Here is a 22,853-nt window from a genome sequence, read left to right on the forward strand (position 1 = left end):
ACAAATAACAGACTAATACCAATTCATCATGAAAAAGAACCTGCCAACATGGACATTGTTCTTGGCTTTTACACTAAGCAGCTGTATAGCCGAAAAGAATTATTATGAAGAACCTACATCAAGCAGAGAGGACGGCTTTTTAATTTTAGAACTAATATGATTATTCAAACAAGACGCTTAGAACTGATTCCTTTAACCCTACATCAACTAAAATTATGGATTGAAGATATGCACGCATTGGAAAAAGAATTAAATTGCACTTATCAAGGGGAACCAATGGTAGGATTGTTTCTTAATATCGCAAAAGGGCAACTCGAAGCTACTGAAAAAGACAAAGCGCATTACTTTTGGCATAGCTTCTGGTTGTTACTTCGCAAAACAGACCGGACCGTAATAGGAGCAACAGATTTTAAAGATGTTCCAAATGCAAATGGCGAGGTTGAAATCGGGTATGGCATAGGAAAAGCTTTTGAACACAATGGATACATGACTGAGGCCGTAGAATCCATGTGCAAATGGGCATTAAGACAAAAGAATGTTCTAAATATCATTGCTGAAACAGATATTGACAATCAAGCATCTCAAAATATTCTTGAACGATGTGGATTTATAAAGTACAAAGAAGAGGAAACTATTTGGTGGAGACTATGAATTGAATGGTTGCTTCATTTTCTCTTTTTACCAAAACTTGTTGTGTTCAACACTGTATTCGAACCCTGCGGCTCCCAATTGTCTGATAATATCTTCTTTATTCAAATTCAAATCATCACATAATTCATCCAAAGAATTATAATTGTCACGAAGTTTCATATTAATAACGCTAAATAGCATCATTGTATCTTTAGGTAATTCCATACAAAAAATGATATAAAAGAATTGGGCTGCAAAGATATAGTTTTTTTCGATCTCATCAGCAAGATATCAATTTCAAAAGAATACTTTTTTCCTTAACCATTCGTTTCTAATAACTTAATTAATGCATCTCTCTGAATCGAATATTCATTGCTCTCCTTTTGGACATATTGAAGTAACCGAAGCCCGTCCTGACGAAGTTTGGATTTTTGTAGAAGTTCAGTATTTTCCATTTCATCCGAAATATTTAACAGGGTCATTGCTGCAAGCTCTATTTTCCCTATCTTATTACTATCCCCGTTATACCGCTCTATCAATTCCTGCATATCCATACAAATCAATTGTTCGGACGGTATGCCTAAAATTTGCCTAGTTAGACAGTCATATTCTGTCCATTCTTGTTTCCTTATCTTTTTCTTATTTAATATCGCATTGACAATTAGAGAAATAATCTCCTGAATCATTCGTATCAGATAATCTTGTTTAATCATAAATCTTCTTCCTCAATATATTAGTTCCTATTATAATGACAGCAGAGCAACAAAACTAATGAATATTTCTGAGATTATCTTTGTATTATGGATAAAAAGACCGATAAAGATTACTCTTTATACCGTTACTTTTTTGAAGAAGTATAGGCAATCGAACCTTTTTATTTAAATAATAATTGTATTTCGAGAAAAAAAAGATATTTTTGTCTGTCGAAGAAGAGAACAACAGAAAAAATGCAAGAATGAAATCACTGCTTCCCCTTATTTATATTATATGTTTTCATATTATTTTTCTTTCAGCCTGTACTGATAAAAGGCATCAGCTACATTCTGAACTCTTCTATATAGAATCTTTATCTGACGAAAAACCGGACAGCGCAGCAATACTATTACACCAATTCGCCATTGAAAACAGGGGATTATCCCAAGCCGATGAAGCCTATTATAACTTATTACAAACTAAGACCAATATACTTTTAAAGGCATCTCCTTCCGACTCCATTATTAATACCGTCATTAACTATTATGAGAACAATGAGGATGAACACAAATTGGCACTTGCCTATTATTACAAATCTCAAATCAGCATGTCCTTGGAAGCTGACTCGATCGCAATGGTATACATCTTGAAAACCATCGACAAAGTAAAAACGACAAATAACTTTCAACTGCTATCCAATGCTTATAATCATCTCGGATTTATTTATCTAATGCAGAACCTGCCATCAAATGCTCTTCAAGCTTTTAAAAAAGCCTATGAATACACTGATCAATTACCACGCAAGTATCTCAATAAACCTAAATATTTAAGAAATATAGCACGGGCATACAATTTGAAAGATCTTCTCTCCCACAATTCAGATAAACATGCATATAGGGATAGTGCCATATTATTTTATAATAAAGCTATCAGCCTTCAAACAGATAGCACCCCTAAAAATACTTCATTATCCATTTATAGGGAACTATCCACCATTTACATGTTTGATAACAATTTCACCAAATCCTTTGAATATCTGGAAGCCAGCCTTGATTCAAACAAATTGCAAGAGTATTTTGATAAAAAAGCAGGTATTTTCTTGAGAATGGGACAATTTGATTCGGCAAGTTTTTATGTACAAAAGTGCATGACAGATTCGGGATTGTATGATCGGTATACAATGTATGATAAACTATTAAAAATAGAGAAAAAGAAAAACAATCCTCAGACAGCTCTGGAATATGCAGATTCATTGCTTATCCTAAGCGACAGCATGATCGCACGCACGATGCCCGAGGAGATGATAGAAATTCAGAAGAAGTACAATGAAGAAAAACTGCGTGCTGAAAAAGCCAGTATAGAAATAAAATATGAGAAGGAGAAATCCCATTCATTACTCATTTCATTCATTGTGGTCGTCCTATTGTTTTTGAGTACATACATCTATATATACAGTTATTTTAAGAAAAAGAAATTACAGCAATCTTTATTGAGACAAAGAAATGAATTGCTGCTATTGAACCAAAAGGCACGGCAGTGGAACACGCAGGTCCAATTAAGTCAAAAGAAAATTCACCAACTGGAAGATGAGAAGAAACAGATAGAATCCGACCTGCACATCATAGCAAATGAAAAGGAACTCATCCTGAAAGAGAAAGACGAGGAATTGGAACTGTATCGGAAACAAGAAAGCGATTTGCAGACTCAAAAAGCAAAATACGAAGAATTATGCTACGTGGAATTCAAGAAGCAATTTTTATCCGTTCCCCTCTACCGAAAAATTCCCGCTTTCGGTATCGAAAGAGTAGTAACGGAAAAGTTAAGTGTCCATTCTCAGGAGCAGCTAATGAGCATAATGGACGAGATATGTTACAGTTTCGCATCCCGATTGCACGTACTTCTTCAAGAATCCACTGAAAAGACCTGCCTCTGTTGCCTGATACGTCTGGAAGTAAAACCGAGATATATCATGGTATTATGCGATCTCAGCAAAGAAGCTTATTATAAACAATGCCAGAGAATCGCAGAAAGTCTGATAGGCAAAAGTAGCGCCTCCGCATTGAGAGAATATCTCAGTTCCTTCTAAAACCACTGTTTTAGGGCTAAAATGTCCACCAACTTTTTTACAAAAGTATATTAAGTTACTCGTAGTAAAACGATTAGCTAACACATTTTTTATTTTTATGTCCACTTTTGCTATGGTAACGACCACTAATTTTGTGTCCAGACATTCCAACAAAATTAATCTAATTTAAAATTAAATGCGTATGAAGACAAGATTATTACTCTCATTGTGCTTAGTGCTTACACTATCCTTTCAGGCTCATGCACAATTTAAAGTACAAAAGGGGAAAACGGCAAACACTGTTGCAAAAGCAGCTGAAAGCAGTGACAAGAAATTACTTTATTCTCTTTGCGGAGAAATGTCCGGAGCAGCAATTGGTAAAGAGCAGGATTGGGAACAAAGATTTTATATTCGTATCCCTGCCAAACAATGGAAAGGCTGTAAGATCACTAATGTAGAAATCGGATTAGGTTTTGACGTAGGAAAAGACAGCTATGTATTTATCAGTAAAGATGTAGAAAAAGAGCCGGTCGTGAAACAATATTTCCAATGCGACACCATTGTTCCTCCTCCATATGAAGAAGATGATGAAAGAGAAATTATCGGTTGGAAAAATGTTCCCTTGGACGAAGCTTATGTTATTGATTCTGATGACGACCTATATATAGGTTGGTACACAGTTCAAGTCGATTTCTGGTACGGTCCTTGTGCTATCGATTGGGATGACCCTGCATCCAATGGTAATTTAGGTAGTCTTCGTCGCGTCGGTAAAGAAAAGTGGACATACGTCCAACTTGAACATAATCCGCTAATCCGAGTAACAGTTGAAGGTGATAACATCCCACAAAACCATCTTCGGACAATATACTATTCCGCAGATGAATTATACTACAAACCGGGTGAAACCGTTTACGTCGAAACCACTATCAAGAATGAAGGAGCCCTTCCTGTCACTTCTTTTGAAGTCACTTATCAAATGAACCAAGATGCACCGGTAACAAAACAGATAACCGATGTCAACCTTGAGCCTATGGAGGTATATGATTACGTAGTGGAAGCTCCTGTAAATGACGAGGGAAAGGGAAATCTCAAGGTGACGTTATCCAATCCGAACGGAAAACCGGATGATTTCATAGAAAGTACTACCACCCTTATCAACTCCTTCGGATGCCTGGCTAAAGGATTGCAGAAAAATGTAATAGTAGAAGAGATCGTAAGTACTAAAGAAGATAAATGTCCGGAAGCAACAAAAATAATTATGGACGCAATTGATAAATGCGACCGAAAAGAAAATGTCATCTTCATACAAAACCATGCAATAGCTAAAGATGAATATAAAATCAAAGGATATTCTTGGTTCAATGAAATTTTCCCTATTTCCCCATTTATTCCGGCAGTAAATATCGATCATAAATCAGCTATCCCCGGAACATTAATGCCTGCTGATGAAAACGAGACAACACAAGCTACTTCAGAAATGTTCCTAGTTGATGAGAATTTCGGAAAATATTTGGAAACTTGTCTGGATGAAGAAGATGTCTATTTTTCATTAGATATGGATTGCGAACCCATATATGACGAAGTAATTGGCCAAAACGTATTACAGATAAAGATAGACGCAAAACCCGCCATAGAAGGATTATTCCCCGATATCTACCAATCCAGTATGGCTCTTCTGCTTATAGAGGATAAGGTTGTCGGGCAACAAGCCGGTGCCGACGGTGAATATATCCACAACGGCATACCAAGAGCATTCATCAATGACGAGAATCCTGATGTTGCATATTTAGGAGACGAAATCAAAATCCCACGCAACGGGCAGCTAATTGAAGCTACGTATCCCATCCCCGATAAAACATGGAACATGGATAATTTAAAATTAGTTTGTTATATTGTGGATGCAAATATGGATGTTAGAAATGCTGTTGCATGTCCGGTTAAACCTATTGAGCAGGGAGTGAAAAAGGAAACAGTTGAAAACGATTTCGCGATTAACTGCAAGGACGGTACTTTGCATATTGACGGAAATTTTGATAAAGCCAGAATTTTCTCAATCAGTGGACAAACACTAATGGAAACAAACGATACTAACATAAATGTCTCAAGATTGGAAAAAGGCATTTATTGTATACTCATCCAAAAGGACAATCGCTTCGTATCCAAAAAGTTTATAATCCAATAACACAAATCTGATACAACAAGTAAGAGTTCGGTATAATTCAATTGGAAACAAAAAAACAACCGTTTTTATCATATTCCAAAGTTATATCGAACTCTAATTAAATTAATCCAACTTTATTTATTCACATATGAAGAAGCTTTATTTACTGCCACTGATTATTTGCCTGCTATTATTGCAAAATGTGGCATTTGCACAAAATAATCCATTGATGAAAAGTCCATTACAAACGGATGTAAGGCAAGCACAGGCACGTAGTGCCGAATCATCGGTTCAGTTAGGTTATTGTGATGATGTGATAGCGAGCAGTGTCGGGCTTGGGAAAGGTATTACACTTTCCGGTGCCATCTACATTACTCCAGAACAAGCCATACTCTATAAGAATGATCAGATAAAAAGCATCCACGTCGGATTATCTAGCAAATTAACAAAGCTTTCCGTGTTTATCACCCAAGACCTGAATGGAACGAATCTGGTAAAGCAATATGTTGGAACCACCCCCGAGGGATGGAAGGATGTTAATTTGAACACCCCTTATACAATTACTGGTGAAGGATTTTACATCGGATACATCTGTACAGGAGACAACCAGATTGGCTTGTCAAATCTTAAATCGGAATATGGCACATATGTTGAAATTAGTGGAAAATGGCAAGACTATTCAGAACGATGGGGTTCGTTGTGCATTCGTGTAGATGTAGAAGGTGACAATATGCCCAATGACCTTAGTTTGATAAGTATTGAGAACAGTATACCAAAAGCCGGTGAAAGCTTTACTCTGACAGGCGTTGTGAAAAGTATGACTACCGTCCCGGTGACAAGCTATGAGATAAAATATACTATAGGCGAAGAAACATATGCACCACAAACATTTGAAACGGTATTGAAAGCAAACATGCTGGATACCTTCCAAATTGAAGTTCCGCCATTGAGTGAAAATGGAGAATATGCATTGCAGATTGCCATATCAAAAGTAAATGGGAAAGCAGACGATTATGAAGGAAATAGTATAATACAGAGTATTGTGAAATATAAGGAGAATGTCTATCCTTATAAAGTAGTAGTAGAAGAAGGCACAGCCACTTGGTGCGGTTTTTGTCCTCGCGGTATTGTGGGAGTGCGGGAAATGAAAAAGAAATACCCGGATTCATTTATCGGAATTGCAGTGCATAGGGACGATCCATTAGAACCCACCAGCTATTCCCCCCTTTTCGATAATGGTATCTTGGTTGGTTTTCCCAAGTGTATCGTCAATCGAAAGACTAAGCATGTCTTTGACCCGACATTCAGTAATTTAGAAGAAGCTTATTTAGAGGAAATAGATAAAGGTGCTGATGTGGGGATTACTGTTACTGCCCAATATACTTCAGAAGCCCAAGAGGTTGTAGCAATAAATACCCAAACAGAATTTGGCTATTCTGCTGAAAATGCAACTTATAGTATCGCATTTGTTGTCACAGAAAACGAGGTCACAGGCTACAAACAGCAAAACTATTACGCAGGAGGCGAGCGCGGAGCTATGGGTGGCTTTGAAGATTTACCACCTCTGGTCAATATAGTTTATGATGATATCGCACGCGGTATCTACCAATCGTATGCCGGTACGTTAAATAGCCTGCCAACCACAATTGTCAAAGGAGAAACTTATACCTACTCATATGAATTGACGTTACCCGCTGAAATTAAAAATAAAGGGAATCTTGAGATTATAGCATTGCTGATTGATTCTACGACCAAGGAAATTGTAAACGCTGACAAAGTGAAATTAACAGCTTTGACTGATGTCGAACAGGTTCGAGAATGCTCTGATATCAATGTATTTGCCGAAGATGGCATCATTAAAGTTAATGGAGACTATGACTCCATGCAAGTATATACCACCGAAGGCATGGAAATTGCTAATTTACAGCTATATTCAGGAATTTACCTAGTTAGAGTAGTGGTTGGCAATCACATTTACATAAAGAAGATAGCATTATAAACAAATTATAATCTTTACCCGCATGCGAAATAAAAAAATGAAGAAGCTTTATTTATTGTCACTAATCAGTTGCCTGTCGCTATTGCAAGGTGTGGCATTTGCACAATCTCCATGGAGTCCGTTGTGTATTCGTGCAGGAATAGAAGATGATGATATGCCTGACAACCTTAATCTGATTAGTATTGAGGACTGCAAGGTAAAAACTGGTGAAAGTTTCACCCTAACGGGAGTGGTAAAGAGCATGACTGCTATTCCAGTGACAAGCTACGAAATAAAATACGTTGTAGGGGATAGAGAAGGGGGTTCACAAACTTTTGAAACGGCATTGAACATAAATATGCTGGATACTTTCCGGATTGAAGTTCCGGCTATTTATGAAAATGGAGAATATACCATGCAGGCTGATATATCAAAAGTTAATGGAAAGGCAGTGGATCATGAAGGAAACAATGCAAAACAGAGCATAGTGATATGTAAGGAATTTATCTTCCCTTATAAAGTAGTAGTTGAAGAAGGTACAGGTACTTGGTGCGGTTGGTGTCCTATGGGCATAGTAAGCATGCGGGAAATGAAAAAGAAATACCCGGATTCATTTATCGGAATTGCAGCCCATTACAACGATCCGTTAATGCCTAATAGTTATTCCCCCATTTTTGATTACTTCATTAATTTCCCCAGTTGTATCGTAAACCGGAATAAAAAACTTGTCTTTAGTCCATCATTCGAAAAATTAGAAGAAGCTTTTCTAAGTAAATTAGATAAAGGGACTGATGCTGGCATTACTGTTACGGCCCGATATACTTCGGATGCTCAAAAAACAGTTGAGGTAAATGCTAATACAATGTTCGACCATTCAATGGGAAATGCAGCATACAGCATAGCATTTGTTGTTCTCGAAAATGGAGTTACAGGCTACAAACAAACCAACGCTTATGCGGGAGGGAGAAATGGAAAAATGGGAGGTTTTGAGAATTTACCTGGCTCAGTCAAAATGGATTTTGATGATGTAGCACGCGGAATTTATAAATCGTATACCGGCACATTGAAAAGTGTACCGACTCAGATTATTAAAGGAGAAGCTTATACTTATACATACGAACTTACTTTGCCTGATGAAATTCAGAATAAGGGGAATCTGGAAATTGTAGCATTGTTAATTAAGTCTACTACGAAAGAAATTGTAAATGCAGACAAAGTGAAATTAATAGCCTTGACTGATGTCGAGCAAGTCCAAGAACACTCTGATATAAGTGTATTTGCTGAAGATGGTATCATTAAAATTAATGGAGACTATGACTCCATGCAGATATATACTACCGAAGGTAAGGAAATTGCTAATTCACAACTTAATTCAAGAGTTTATCTGGTAAGGATTGTAGCTGGAAACCACATTTACATAAAAAAGATAGCATTATAAAACAGTTAGAATCTTTGCCAATATAAAAGACAAAAAGGATTGTTAACTAAATAAGCAGAGTAGGATACATTTTAATTCAACAAAAGAAAATAGACTCTAAAAAACGTCCTAATGACAAGGGGATATGCCAAAACAGCCATATCCCCTTTTTTTATACACAAAGCTCGCGAAAGATAAACTTCCAGGCAGAGGATGAATCAAAGACAGAAAGCGGAAGTAAGGACAATGTATGCCGGAGCAATACTTATGTCATCTTGATAGTTCCCCCCTCAACAGTCATACAACCTAAAGACACTTACAGTCAATAAGAACTTATGTACCATGTTTGTTCTGCTGTTTTCAATATTGGCAAGAAACACAATGATATTGTAAGTTTCTTATTTCAAGTCTTTCCTCTCTATTTTCCTTCCGGAGAAAGTGTATTAGCAAAGAAAGTGCCGGGATTAGAAAAGGCAAAAAAGAAGGGAAAAAGAAAACGAGTCAAAACAAGCACACAAGTACTATCATTGAACTATAGTCCAATATAAGGTTATCATTCGACATATATTTATCAGAAATCACCTATTCTATAATAGAATTTCAAAGAGAATGACTACCTTTGTATATAAAAAATACATCATAGAACATATGAATAAAGATATAAATCGTTTGAAGGTAGTTTTAGCAGAGAAAAAACGTTCCAATAAATGGTTAGCAGAACAACTAGGAAAGGATCCTGGAACAGTGTCTAAGTGGTGTACAAACACTATGCAGCCTAATTTAGAAACGCTTGTCAAAATAGCAGAGTGTTTAGGTGTAGACATAAAAGATTTACTTTGGTCAATTAAAAATGATAAGTGAAAGAATACAGAAATCAATGAAGAAGAAATATAAAGGAATAGATTTATTTTGTGGTATAGGTGGTTTTAGACTTGCTATGAACAGCAATCAAGTGGAATGTGTATTCTCGTCTGATAATGACAAGTTCGCACAACAAACCTACGAGGCGAATTTTCATGAAGTACCAACAGGAGACATAAAGGCTGTTAATGCAAAGGATATCCCAGATTTTGACATGTTAACAGCAGGATTTCCATGTCAGCCTTTTAGTTATGCAGGAGAAAAGCAAGGTTTTAGTGATGAGGTAAGAGGTACTCTATTTTTTGACGTATGTCGAATTTTGGAATACCATAAACCACCAATGGTATTTCTTGAAAATGTAAAGGGTTTGAAATCTCACGATAAAGGCAAAACGCTTCAGACTGTTTTGGACACTCTAAGAAAACTTGGTTACTACCCACATTGGACTATCCTATCTTCCTTGAATTATGGCCTTCCTCAGAAACGAGAAAGATGGTATTGTGTAGCCTTTAGAACTGATGTTGACTTTGAATGGCCCAAGCCTATGGAAGGACATCCTGTATTGCATGACATTATAGACTTGAATGACAGAAATCCATCTTTGGCTATTTCTAAATTTGAACTAGATAGGATAGATTATCATTTTGCAAACGCCAAGCCAGGTGATAGAATCCAACATGACAATTCAAAATATAAGCCAAATACGAAAAAGGGGAAATATGGCGTTTTCTCTTTCCAAAAAACAGATGGTTCTTTACGATTTCATGTTGGTGATCCAGCTAAGACACAGATTCAGGAGGCATTCTATTCTTGCCTTGATACATATGCTTCTACAATCATAGCTAATAGGACTCCAAAGCTATGGGATATCCGCAGAAAGTTGTCTGTTCTTGAATCAAAAAGACTTCAAGGCTTTCCGGATAACTTTATATTCCCTGTATCTGATGCTCAGGCATATAAACAGTTGGGAAACTCAGTGAGCGTGCCAATCATTGTAAAGATAATGGAAAACATGATTAAAACTTACGAAAAAGCTCTTGAAAAATGAAATATATAAGTATAAAGTCTGTCGTTGAAGCCTACAAAGGTTTTCAAGATTGTATGACCAATAAGTCATGGGGCTATTTGGCTCTGTTAAAAGGATGCAAGAATAGCGTTCGCGCTTCAGTGCCCTACAAGGTTGATCTTGATGGAGTATCAAACTTCCTTGAAAACATCTTCAATTTAAGCCAAACAAAAAAGAAATACAATAGTGGACGTGCGTTATACGTTGTATTCTCAAACAAATGGGATAAATATTTTAACGACCAAGGGAAGCATACCCCTAATATATATGATGTAGCGATTTGGGCATACAGAAGAAATTCTTTTGAGGACAATGTGACCAAGGAGGATATTCTCCTGAAGTTTGCAGAAGAATTCAACATTCCATTGAACATTATTGCAAGCAGCTTTAACACTCGTGCTAAAGAAATAGTGTTTGCGGACTCCTTGTATTCTGAAGCTTCACTCAAGGCAGAACTGAATAATATCGGTGTCGATGTATCTAAGGACAACATCGATGCAAAAAAAGGAAGCGTTGTTGCATCTCCTGGCGAAATAAGCCGTGGTCCTTTTGTTCAAACTTTATATGCTGGCTTGGAGATTACAGACTATGTTATCATCTTACAATCAGACTATCAGTCTCTTTATGGTAATGCCGTAAAGTCTAACAATGGCATAGATTGTACTAACCACAATAAATGCTCTGCCTATCGTCCATATATCACCGCCATCAAGTCCAAGCCCTTCCTCTTGCTTGCCGGTATTTCCGGTACTGGTAAAAGCCGTATTGTTCGTGAACTTGCCCGTGCATGTTGGGATAAAGGCTCCGCTGAGTATAATGCCCATAAGCCTAAGAATTTTGAAATGATTCAGGTGAAACCCAATTGGCATGATTCCACTGAATTAATGGGCTATGTCAGTCGTGCTAGCGGGAAACCTGTGTATGTGATTGGCAATTTCTTAAGGTTTATTACACGAGCTTGGGAAAACCCCAATGTACCTCATTTCCTTTGTTTGGACGAAATGAATCTTGCTCCTGTAGAACAGTATTTTGCGGAATATCTAAGTGTAATTGAATCTCGTAAAAGCCATGAAGACGGAACTGTGACAACAGACCCTATATTTGAAAAGACAGATGAAGAATGGTATTTCAATTTAACAGAATCATTGACTACAGTTGAAGACATTAGACTGAAATTCAATGAAGAAGGAATTTCTATTCCTCAAAACCTCATTGTGGTAGGTACTGTCAATATGGATGAAACAGCGTTCTCTTTCTCCAGAAAGGTACTCGACCGCGCCATGACAATAGAAATGAACGAAATTGATCTGTATGCCGGATTGGGTAGCAAATATGAGCGTATTGGTAAATTAAACAGCGACATGCTTATCGGAACAGCCGTAGAAGGTGTGGATGTGTATGCTGATAATGCGGAGATTTGTAAGAAGGCTCTAACCTATTTGCAGGCAGTGAATGACGTTCTTGATGGTACACCATTCAAGATAGGCTATCGTACACGAAACGAATTCTTGCTTTATGTAATAAACAACTTGCCTTATAACATAAACGAAAGCGGCAACGAGTTCAGTGAAGATGAAGTTATCACAACCGCATTGGATGAAATAACAAGCATGAAAATCTTGCCGCGCATTGAAGGCGATGACACCAAAGTCAAGAGTTCACTTCTTGAAAGGTTGATAACTACCATCGAAACACAGTTATCAGCTCTGACTGAAGAAGATAAGAAAATAAAATCTGTCTCCATTGCCAAATTAAAAGAAATGCAAAAACGGTTACTGTCCTCCGGTTACACCAGTTTCTGGAACTAAAGTTCTCAAGCAATGGAACTGCTAACCATAAAACATCAGGATTTTAAAATGATTATCGAATGTACAAAATTCGATAGCATTTGGCATAAAGCAAAGAATAATGTAGAAGAAGAAAGTTTACATTCCACATATTCTTGGTCAGAAGGAGTATCTACTGTTATTTTGAACCACTACAATGAAAAAGCCATTACGATTGAGAATAACCAACAAGCTCCTGCCATCTTTTTCGATAATACCGATTATCCTATTTGGATTGAGTTTAAGGACTATGTAAAAAAAGCACAATTCGGGTCTTCTCTTCAGAACGAAAACGAGAAATTTACTTTTCGCAGCCAAATATTAGCCGGTTTCTTAAATTATGGCAATGAAATTGGTCGCAGTGAAATACAGCTCATATATCAAGTGGGAACGGAAAACCGTAATTTTGTCTTCTCCTTTGAAGTATTAAGTACCAAACTCAACTATCACGAGCATTGGAAAACCATTATCGAGGATATTGAACAGGAGTACAGAATGCTTTCACTTGATTACATGCGGAGAACCTTTCATGGATTTTCACCCAATGCAAGTGAAGACACCCCGGAAACAATCTGGTGGAATGTGTTTGCCTATGAGCAACAGAAATTCATAAAAGCTTGTAAGAATATCATTGACCGACCACGGCATCGCTTGCATGGAAAGGAGGCGTATAAGCGTGCCGATAGGTTGACATTTATTCCCTCTTGTATAGAAAACGAATTAGTGGAACACAGGCACGACAGTTCCTATTTGTATCGTGTAGAGGAACGTGTTTGGACAAATGACACACAAGAAAACAGATTCTTGAAGTTTGCACTTGGGCTAATTACCGATAAATATGAAGTCTTAAAGAAACGTATAGAAGCTGTCAAGAATGCTTCTGACGTAATGAAATCCGACATGCAAACAACCTTGACAATGTTAAAACACCTACAACAAAATCCCTTTTTCCGTACCGTGGGAAATTACAAAGGAATGAGTCAAGAAAGTTTGATTCTGCAAAAAGCTACTGGATATAGTCAGGTGTATCGTACATGGACTTTACTCCACCGCTCATATTCCCTAAATGATGGCATCTATCGCTTGCAGACAAAAGATATTGCCACACTTTATGAAATTTGGTGTTTCATAGAGGTCAGTCATATTGTAAAAGAGAAACTGAATTTATCTGATGAAGATGTAGACCATAGTAACCGTATGGAAATGAATGGTCTGTTTACATGGGATTTGGGTAAAGGAGAACATTCACGCATCCTTTTCAAGAAAGGCGGTATAGAGTTGGCTGAACTAATCTATAACCCCAAAAACTCGGAACGAGAAAACATATCAATCGGCATAAAAGATTGGACGGTGCCAACTGTAACTCAAAAGCCAGACATTGTATTGCAACTTACCAAGAGCGATTTACAAGAAGGCTTGAAAATGACTTATCTATTTGATGCGAAATATCGTATTGATGGAAAAGACAAAAATGGTGTGGACGTTCCACCCGAAGATGCCATCAACCAAATGCATAGATATCGTGATGCTATCTATTATAAGGACTATCAAACAAATTCTTTGAAAAAAGAAATAATTGGTGGTTATATTCTATTCCCGGGTGATGGTGAACCTGCTGATGTTGCTGTATCCAAGTTCCGAAAGACTATAGACGAAGTAAATATCGGAGCATTCCCACTTCGTCCCAAAGACGCTCATAACAGGCTACTTTTGGAACAATTCATTGAAGAGCTTATTCAAAACAAGTCCTATGAAACTATATCGAAAGTAATACCACAGAAAGGTACATTATTGAAAGTACCCAATCGTCTCCTTATCGGTTTGGTAGAAAATAGTTTACTATCAGGATACACACAAAGTTTCCTTGACGGTAATGCCACCGTATATTATACTAGGCCGAAATTCCCTACAACCATTTCATTGCATGATCTCCACTACTTCATACCTTACATAAAAAATGAAGGTGTTCGTGACATATATGAAATTGTCCGTGTAAGGACTATCACAAGTAAAGAGGCAAAACAAATAGAAGGTGAAGATACAACAGATGATACGCGTTTAGCATTCGAATTATGCTTTAGCCGTAAACTATTTGAAAATTATCAGCCGATTAACACCCATAAGCTCATTAACTATACATTTATAGATTCTTCATTTGATAAAATGGATGAGTGGGTGGTGGCAGATAAGTTTTAACTGTTATAGCTTGGTACTGCATCACTATTTGGGAGTGCCAACTAAAACCTAAAGCCCGCATACAACCATCTGAATCATTAGCTTATGCTTTGAGTCATATTTTTCTTGAAGACCGAAAAATCAGAACATATCAAATAACGGAAAGCAATAATAATTTCATGGTTGCTGAGCCGAAAGTAGCATATGGCCAAACAGACAAATAATAAGCGCAGACATACCCTTCATTGAGATCAACAATTTCCACCAAATGCAGATAACTGATCCTTCACCACCCGGTACATCGAATAATGCGCAGCTGCAACATATCGGAGTTTGATATGATAGCCACGTATAAACAATCCATTGATATTGGGTGGGGCAACGCTTACAGGATTTTTTAACTCATTGATTCTTGTTAGTATCAAAAACAAAATAGGGTGCAACTCATTGAGATACACCCTATTTAATTATCCTTGTTTATCGCAACTTACTTCACTTCCTCAAAGATAATTACTACTGTATATCAGTGTATTATATACAACTTGGTACAAATATGATTACTTTACTTCGTTTACTCTATATTTCAGCCTTAGCGAGAATAGAAAAGCTACCGCAAAAAACTTTAACTTAGTTTAACCATACTATTTTTGACGATTTCTATTTTCTCTTGTTTTCAGATAGTCTTCGATATTTTCTCTTATTATGCTTTTCTTTTCATAAGCTATTGATTTGCAAAACTGTATCTATTTTTTCCTTTCGTTTTTTATGAAAAAGTGTTATACCTTTGCATTGCTAAATAAAAAACAATAGGCATGAAGCAAAAACAATATATACTCCATTCTTTGACAATAGAGGTCATTGCGGTGTTGCTGGCTTCAATGATTGCATTTCAAATATGCAATATGCTTAGCATACGAATGAGTTTGCTTCCGTTCGTTATGGCTGTCGGATATGTGATACTGAAACTTCTATATCATCTTTGCATCTCTATAGCAAGATACATTATAGAAACTCCTTTGTCACATTTGGCATTAGCCGATGAAGTGACAGATAAAAAGACTTCGGCTGTTGCATCCTTACATACCCAAGATTGTGTAGAAGTACAAAAAAGGCGTATGGAATTATTCCATTATGAATACCAGCATGAGCAACAACAATACAAGCAACAAAAAGAAAGAGAAGAAGACGAGAAATTAAATGCTATCCTGAAATATACACGAGACACATTCAAGCGTTTTGATTTGGACGAAACAGAGATTTTCCAAATTTGCGAATCTGTCCGCTATTTTGTGACTAATCGTCAAGTGCTTTCCATGACCGAGATTCATATTAAGAAACATAGTTCGCTCACACAAATCTCTTTAAAGAACTTTGCTTGGAACATCGCTTTCCAATATAATATAGGTGGAGATGTAACTACATCATTTGTGATAGCGACATTTGCCGAATGGTTCACTAACTCCACGTTTGACACCGTAAGAAAGAATCTGCGAACTACAACAGGTCGGCATAAAATTGAAATTGACGAAAATATCCTGTCGAAATACGGTATCTAAGCCATTTTTTCGCTTCCAAATAATAATTATTATCGGAAGTTGCTTATGTTATCAGAGTATTTATATAAATTTGCTCTTGAATTAAAACGTTTTACCTCATGGCTAATTTGAACAGACTAAAAGTCGTACTTGCAGAACAACAAAAAACAGGAAAATGGCTTGCAGAACAGATTGGTAAATCCAATTGCACTGTGAGTAAATGGTGTAGTAATTCTGTTCAACCAGACCTCAAAACCCTTAATGATATAGCTAATGTTCTTGATATTGATGTGAAAGATTTGATTGTTAGCAGTAATAAATCTTAAAACAATTTATTATCATGGAAGTAAACAAGAAAGAACTCAAAGAACAAGAGATACGCACCTTGTTCATTACCCCTGCACTCCAACAAAAGGGCTGGGCTGTAAGCGTAAATATGCGTGAAGAGTATTATTTCACGGATGGTCGAGTACTTGTTGTTGGCAACCAACATTCAGTAGCAGAGGGCAAAAAGGCTGATTATCTATTATACCATAATGGTAAGCCCATTGCAGTGGTAGAAGCTAAAGATAACAAACATGCCGTTGGGGGTGGTATTCAACAAGCTATGGATTATGCCCAAATCCTTGACTTGAAATTTGCGTACTCCAGTAATGGTGATGCTTTCTTGGAACATGACTTTATCACAGGGAAAGAAACCGAAATCAAATTAGAGAATTTCCCGACAGAAGAGGAATTATACAATCGTTATCTTGCATCCAAGAACTATACATCGGATGAACTTAACATAATAGAAACACCGTTTTATTATGATGCCCATAGCCATGAGCCAAGATATTACCAACGTATAGCGGTTGACCGTACAGTGGAAGCCATTGCAAGAGGACAACAGCGTGTACTTGTCGTAATGGCTACCGGTACTGGTAAGACTTTCACTGCTTTCCAGATTATCCATCGTCTCCATAAAAGCGGAGCAAAGAAAAAGATTCTTTATCTTGCAGACCGAAATATCCTCATTGACCAAACAATGGTGCAAGACTTCAAACCTTTCAAGAAGTTTATGACTAAGATAACTTCTGTTGGGGAAGGCGAAGAGAAAATTGACTCCTCATACGAGGTATATATGGCGTTATACCACCAACTGGTTGGAAAAGAGGGCAAGCCAGATCCGTTTTTGGAGGTGCAGCCAAACTTCTTTGATTTGATTATCGTTGACGAGTGCCATCGTGGTAGCGCAAAAGACGATTCTGCATGGCGCAAAGTATTGGAGTATTTCAGCTCGGCTACCCAAATCGGTATGACTGCTACCCCGAAAGCTGATGAAGGAGCAAACAACTTGGATTATTTCGGAGAGCCGGTATATACCTATTCCCTTCTTCAAGGAATCCAAGATGGTTTCTTGGCTCCATATCGGGTTACTGCCGACTTCATCAACGTTGATTTGCAGGGCTGGACTCCCGATGAAGGTGAAACAGATTTGTTAGGAAAGGAGATTGAACAGAAATTATATCAAAGACAGAATATAGGTCGTGACCTTGCCATTAAGTTAAGGCGTAAAGTAGTAGCACACAGGATTACCCAAATGTTATACGACATCGGTCGTATGACAAAGACAATCGTGTTCTGTTCAGATATTGAGGAAGCCGCCGAAATGCGAACACTGCTTATCAACATGAATAGCGATTTATGTAAAAAATCTCCTTACTACGTAACACGCATTGTCGGAGAGGACAAAGAGGGGAAGAAGCAGTTAGACAACTTTATCAGTGTTGACGAACCTTATCCGGTAATTGTTACTACCTCCGAACTTCTATCTACAGGAGTGGACTGCAAAACTTGTGGCTTAATCGTCATTGATAAAGAAATTGGCTCTATGACGGAATTTAAGCAAATCATCGGGCGTGGTACACGACTTAGAAAAGACAAAGGCAAGTGGCATCTGGAAATCCTCGACTTCCGCAATGCTACCGCAAAATTCAAAGACCCGTCATTTGACGGCGACCCTGAACCACCCAAAGGCGGTGAAAAAAAACCGAAGCCATATCCGCCTGTTCCCTCAAATCCTCCAACAGCTCACGAACCTCGTGAAAAGTATCTTATCAATGGAAAGGATATTCGTATTGCTCATGAGATAGTATCTGTTTTGGGAGAGGATGGCAAAACCATGAGAACGGAAAGCGTTCAGTCCTTTGCGAGAAAGCAACTGTTGCGACACTATCAAAGTTTGGATGATTTCGTACAAACGTGGACTGAAGCAGAACGCAAACAGGCGGTTATGGATGAGTTAAAGGAATATGCCATCTTGATAGACGCAGTACGTGAAGCAAATCCGGCATTGAAAGATGCCGATATCTTCGATGTGATATGTCACGTTGCATTTGACCAACCACCATTGACGAGGAAAGAAAGGGCTAACAATGTAAAGAAACGTAACTACTTCGGAAAGTACGAAGGCAAGGCTCGTGAAGTATTGGAGGCTCTTCTTGACAAATATGCGGAGAATGGTATTCTTGACTTTGAAAAGGCAAATATTTTGGAGATTCCTCCATTCAACAGCATAGGGAAACCAACTAAAATCATAAAACTATTTGGTGGCAAAGTCGCTTTTGAACAAGCCATCAGAGAATTGGAATATCAAATATATAAATCAGCTTAAAAATGGCAGTAAATAATATCATAAAGCGAATCCAGAATATCATGCGTCAAGACGCAGGTATCAATGGTGACGCACAAAGAATTGAACAAATGACTTGGATGTTCTTCTTGAAAGTCTATGACACACAAGAAGAAACATGGGAATGGAAAGATGAGAAATACAAGTCCATTATCCCCGAGGATTTGCGTTGGCGTAACTGGGCAATAGATAAAAAAGACGGTGAAGCATTGGCTGGAGAAGCCCTACTCTCTTTCGTCAATGAGAAACTGTTTCCTACCTTGAAGAATCTCCCGATAGATGCCAATACCCCAAGAGCTAAAAGCATTGTTCAAGAAACATTTGCAGACTTGAACCAGTATATGAAGAATGGAACGCTTCTGCGCCAAGTGGTCAACATTGTAAACGAAATCGAATTTGACGATGCTGACGACCGTCACACATTCGGAGATATTTATGAGGGAATTTTGAAAGATCTGCAATCGGCAGGAAATGCCGGAGAGTTCTACACACCACGTGCATTGACTGATTTTATTGTGATGATGCTCGACCCGAAATTGGGCGAAACCTTTGGCGACTTCACCAGTGGAACGGGAGGCTTCCTCACCTCGGCACTTAAATATATGGGCAGGAATATTGGCTCTGCGGCAGATGGAGAAAAACTGCAAAATGCCGTTGTAGGTCAGGAATGGAAACCGTTGCCCTACCTTTTGAGCATCACAAACCTGCTGCTCCATGATATTGAAGCTCCCAACATAACCAACTGTGATTCGCTTGGAACGAATGTTACTGATTTCAAGGAAAGCGACAAGGTTGATGTTATCGGCATGAATCCTCCGTATGGTGGTAGCACGGAAGACAGCGTAAAAAGCAACTTCCCAGTACAGTACCGTTCAAGTGAAACTGCGGATTTGTTTATCGCCCTTATCATGTATCGCCTCAAAGCTGGTGGACGGTGCGGTGTGATTATCCCTGATGGTTTCTTATTTGGTACGGATGGAGCAAAACTTGCACTTAAAGAAAATCTCCTTCGCAAGTTCAATCTACATACAATCATCCGTTTGCCGGGTTCTATATTCTCTCCATACACATCTATTGCAACCAACATCCTTTTCTTTAATAATGAAGAAGCCGAAGGTTGCGAAGAAGGATTCAAGACCAAAGAAACATGGTTCTATCGTCTTGATATGCCGGAAGGGTACAAACACTTCTCAAAGACCAAACCAATGAAGGTGGAGCATACCCTACCTATTCAGGAATGGTGGAAAGACAGGAAAGAAATTATCAGTGACGAAGTGGGTGAAAAGAGCCGTGTGTTCACTGCCCAACAATTGATAGACTTGGATTGCAATTTTGATCAATGTAAGTTCCCGAAAGAGGAAGAAGAAATACTCCCTCCAGCAGAACTGCTCAAACAATATTTTGAAAAACGTGCTGCGCTCGACCATGAAATAGACAAAACGCTTTCCGAAATTCAAAAGATTCTCGGCATTGACATAAAATCGTGTAACTGATAATTGTGAAGTGATATGAAAGATTTGACCATCTCAAACATAGAAAGACAAAATGTACTTAACAACCGTTTTGCGGTCAGCAAAGTACAGGAGCATCTTGACATTGAAGGAATGCTCTTTGAGGGAGAGTATCGCTTTACAAAAAAAATGGTTGCCGATTTCTACGAAGTAGAAGAACGAACCATAGAACGCTATTTGGAAAAACATTCAGATGAATTAGCAGCTAACGGTTATGTTTTATGTAAAGGTAAACATCTGAAAGAGTTAAAGTTACAATTTGCTCCCGTCATAAATGTCGGGAGCAAAACGACCCAACTTGGATTGTTTAATTTCCGCTCATTCTTGGATATAGGTATGTTGCTTACAGAGAGTGAGAAAGCAAAAAAAGTACGTAGCCTTATCTTGGATTTCGTGATTACCACCATCAATGAAAAGACGGGTGGCGGAACAAAATACATAAACCGCAGAGATGTACATTATCTTCCTGCTGCAATCACAGAAGAAAACTATCGCAAGAATCTCACTTCTGCCATCAATCAATATGTGGACGGACATCCCACATACAAATATCCTCAAATTACAGACTTTATATATAAGGCTGTATTCAAGGAGAATGCTAAGGAGTATCGGGAAGTATTGAAGTTGGATTCCAAAGACAATGTTCGACACACGCTGTATTCAGAGGTTTTATTGGTTATTTCTTCTTTTGAAAACGGTGTGGGGGCAGCTCTCAGTGAACGGTTTAAAGAAAATGGTGGCAGGTTACTTACCATTGACGAGGTAGAGCGCATTGTGAATGAACTTGCCGAACATCCGATGCAGAAACCTTATTTAAATGATGCCAGAACCAAAATGGCTTCAAGGGATTTCAGTTTCCGGGATGCGTATCATGGTAATATAGCAGATTATCTGCAAGCTGTTACTCCTGAAGAGTTTGAACGATTCATCGGTGACCAGTCTATTGATTTTGACCGTATCTTAGCGGACAATAAAGATGTGCTTAAACGCTTAAAGCAGGCAGAAGATGAGTGAGGAAATTGTTTATATAGACTACGATGAAGCCTTAACCATCTATGGCAAAATGATTGATGCTAGCGATGGTGGCTTTGAAGGAGTGCGTGATGAAGGTGGCATTCGTGCTACATTGGATTTTGTACAAAATGATTTATACTATCCGACCTTTGCAGAGAAACTGACCTATCTGATGTATAGATTCTGTTCTGGGCATTTCTTCAATGATGGGAATAAGCGTATTGCGCTGACTTTGGGAGCTTACTTCTTACACAAGAATAATTACTACTGGCACGCTTGCATCTGTATGCGTACATTGGAATCTATCATTTATCATGTGGCAGCATCGAATATCAACCAAGATTTGCTGCTACGCATCGTCAATAGCTTTTTGACAAGTAAAGATTATGACGAAGAACTGAAAATAGATATTGCCAATGCCATGAGCAAAGGAGAGTTAGGAATACAAGGGGAGGATTACGAAAAAGATTAAATATGAAAACTATAAAAATTATCTTATTACTGTTCTGTATTATTTTAGGAATTAACGCTAAAGCACAAACAGTAGGTTATACTTATAAAGCACTCGCAGCTGAAGGTTGCAATATGAAATACAGTGTGGCTAAGCAAGACACCATTTATTCTATAGTAGCCACAGTACGTTCAGACAGAATGAATTTCCTCACTAAACCAACCATGAAAATTAGAACATTCACAGGTAAATATCTTGAACTAAGAGGAACTGTGATTGGGAATGGAAGTCAATCTGCTGGTGTTATAAGTGGAAATATTGTAATACCAATCACAGAAATTAGTTCTACTGCTCAATTTAGAATTACTCCACAGCAGTTTGAAATTTTGAATGAAGGTGTGGCAAAAATTCGTTTGTCTATGACTCCTATGAATCATGAACGTACTTTCAAAAAAGATAAGATAGGGAAAAAGTTATATCAGTTCTATCTGAATGAAAAACAAAAAGACGAAAACTTCTAAATCAGTTAGAATAAGATGAACGGAAAACAATTAAAAAACAGCATACTCCAGTGGGCGATACAGGGAAAACTTGTACCGCAAGACCCTAATGACGAACCGGCATCGGTACTTCTTGAACGTATCAGAGCTGAAAAAGCCCGACTGGTCAAGGAAAAGAAAATCAAAAAAGACAAAAACGAATCTATCATTTACCGTGGTGACGATAATTCCTATTATGAGAAGTTTCTCGCTACCGGAGAGGTGAAGTGCATCGATGAGGAGATTCCGTTTGAGAT

18 protein-coding genes and 1 pseudogene are annotated in these 22,853 nt (G+C 37.8%); 17 read left to right on the forward strand and 2 right to left on the reverse strand.

Annotated elements, in window-relative coordinates:
- Window positions 1-156 precede the first annotated feature (156 nt).
- Window positions 157-651 (forward strand): GNAT family N-acetyltransferase, encoded by a 495-nt coding sequence (locus H8744_RS18365; RefSeq protein WP_262436232.1) that lies wholly within the window; start codon window positions 157-159, stop codon window positions 649-651.
- A 27-nt stretch (window positions 652-678) separates the two neighbouring features.
- Here H8744_RS18365 and H8744_RS18370 read toward each other — a convergent pair whose 3' ends face one another.
- Window positions 679-855 (reverse strand): DUF4250 domain-containing protein, encoded by a 177-nt coding sequence (locus H8744_RS18370; protein ID WP_262436233.1) that lies wholly within the window; start codon window positions 853-855, stop codon window positions 679-681.
- A 92-nt stretch (window positions 856-947) separates the two neighbouring features.
- Window positions 948-1,343: a hypothetical protein gene (locus H8744_RS18375; RefSeq protein ID WP_262436234.1), complete on the reverse strand. Its 396-nt coding sequence runs from the start codon at window positions 1,341-1,343 to the stop codon at window positions 948-950.
- A 242-nt stretch (window positions 1,344-1,585) separates the two neighbouring features.
- Here H8744_RS18375 and H8744_RS18380 point away from each other — a divergent pair, with 242 nt between their 5' ends.
- The 16 genes and pseudogenes from H8744_RS18380 to H8744_RS18455 form a co-directional block, all read left to right on the forward strand.
- Window positions 1,586-3,409: a tetratricopeptide repeat protein gene (locus H8744_RS18380; protein ID WP_262436235.1), complete on the forward strand. Its 1,824-nt coding sequence runs from the start codon at window positions 1,586-1,588 to the stop codon at window positions 3,407-3,409.
- Window positions 3,410-3,590: 181 nt separating this feature from the next.
- Window positions 3,591-5,570 (forward strand): T9SS type A sorting domain-containing protein, encoded by a 1,980-nt coding sequence (locus tag H8744_RS18385; protein ID WP_262436236.1) that lies wholly within the window; start codon window positions 3,591-3,593, stop codon window positions 5,568-5,570.
- A 127-nt stretch (window positions 5,571-5,697) separates the two neighbouring features.
- On the forward strand, window positions 5,698-7,548 hold the full coding sequence (locus H8744_RS18390) for an Omp28-related outer membrane protein (protein ID WP_262436237.1): 1,851 nt from the start codon (window positions 5,698-5,700) through the stop codon (window positions 7,546-7,548).
- A gap of 37 nt (window positions 7,549-7,585) precedes the next feature.
- Window positions 7,586-8,965, forward strand: coding sequence for an Omp28-related outer membrane protein (locus H8744_RS18395; protein WP_262436238.1), 1,380 nt, complete (start codon window positions 7,586-7,588; stop codon window positions 8,963-8,965).
- Window positions 8,966-9,592: 627 nt separating this feature from the next.
- Window positions 9,593-9,805 carry a helix-turn-helix transcriptional regulator gene (locus tag H8744_RS18400; RefSeq protein ID WP_305067538.1) on the forward strand — a complete coding sequence of 71 codons (213 nt, stop codon included), beginning with the start codon at window positions 9,593-9,595 and terminating at the stop codon, window positions 9,803-9,805.
- 16 nt (window positions 9,806-9,821) lie between these two features.
- The gene (locus H8744_RS18405) at window positions 9,822-10,853 is read left to right on the forward strand and encodes a DNA cytosine methyltransferase (RefSeq protein WP_262436240.1); all 1,032 of its coding nucleotides are present in this window, start codon (window positions 9,822-9,824) and stop codon (window positions 10,851-10,853) included.
- Window positions 10,850-12,679 (forward strand): McrB family protein, encoded by a 1,830-nt coding sequence (locus H8744_RS18410; protein WP_262436241.1) that lies wholly within the window; start codon window positions 10,850-10,852, stop codon window positions 12,677-12,679. The genes H8744_RS18405 and H8744_RS18410 overlap by 4 nt, the downstream gene beginning before the upstream one ends.
- A 12-nt stretch (window positions 12,680-12,691) precedes the next feature.
- Window positions 12,692-14,893: a DUF2357 domain-containing protein gene (locus tag H8744_RS18415; protein WP_262436242.1), complete on the forward strand. Its 2,202-nt coding sequence runs from the start codon at window positions 12,692-12,694 to the stop codon at window positions 14,891-14,893.
- 791 nt (window positions 14,894-15,684) lie between these two features.
- Window positions 15,685-16,428, forward strand: coding sequence for a hypothetical protein (locus tag H8744_RS18420; RefSeq protein WP_009038145.1), 744 nt, complete (start codon window positions 15,685-15,687; stop codon window positions 16,426-16,428).
- Between the two features lie 98 nt (window positions 16,429-16,526).
- Window positions 16,527-16,733, forward strand: coding sequence for a helix-turn-helix domain-containing protein (locus tag H8744_RS18425; RefSeq protein WP_007563585.1), 207 nt, complete (start codon window positions 16,527-16,529; stop codon window positions 16,731-16,733).
- A 14-nt stretch (window positions 16,734-16,747) separates the two neighbouring features.
- A complete protein-coding gene (gene hsdR / locus H8744_RS18430) occupies window positions 16,748-19,063 on the forward strand; it encodes an EcoAI/FtnUII family type I restriction enzme subunit R (RefSeq protein WP_229532923.1) in 2,316 nt (771 codons plus the stop codon).
- Window positions 19,064-19,065: 2 nt separating this feature from the next.
- Window positions 19,066-20,574 (forward strand): class I SAM-dependent DNA methyltransferase, encoded by a 1,509-nt coding sequence (locus H8744_RS18435; RefSeq protein WP_229532924.1) that lies wholly within the window; start codon window positions 19,066-19,068, stop codon window positions 20,572-20,574.
- Window positions 20,575-20,589: 15 nt separating this feature from the next.
- Window positions 20,590-21,606 carry a hypothetical protein gene (locus tag H8744_RS18440; RefSeq protein ID WP_009038142.1) on the forward strand — a complete coding sequence of 339 codons (1,017 nt, stop codon included), beginning with the start codon at window positions 20,590-20,592 and terminating at the stop codon, window positions 21,604-21,606.
- The gene (locus H8744_RS18445) at window positions 21,599-22,078 is read left to right on the forward strand and encodes a type II toxin-antitoxin system death-on-curing family toxin (RefSeq protein WP_009038141.1); all 480 of its coding nucleotides are present in this window, start codon (window positions 21,599-21,601) and stop codon (window positions 22,076-22,078) included. The genes H8744_RS18440 and H8744_RS18445 overlap by 8 nt, the downstream gene beginning before the upstream one ends.
- Before the next feature lie 2 nt (window positions 22,079-22,080).
- A complete protein-coding gene (locus tag H8744_RS18450) occupies window positions 22,081-22,578 on the forward strand; it encodes a hypothetical protein (protein WP_007563580.1) in 498 nt (165 codons plus the stop codon).
- A gap of 15 nt (window positions 22,579-22,593) precedes the next feature.
- Window positions 22,594-22,853 (forward strand): annotated as a pseudogene (locus H8744_RS18455) (restriction endonuclease subunit S); the annotation flags it as partial.

The sequence above is a fragment of the Jilunia laotingensis genome (assembly GCF_014385165.1).
Classification (GTDB): domain Bacteria; phylum Bacteroidota; class Bacteroidia; order Bacteroidales; family Bacteroidaceae; genus Bacteroides; species Bacteroides laotingensis.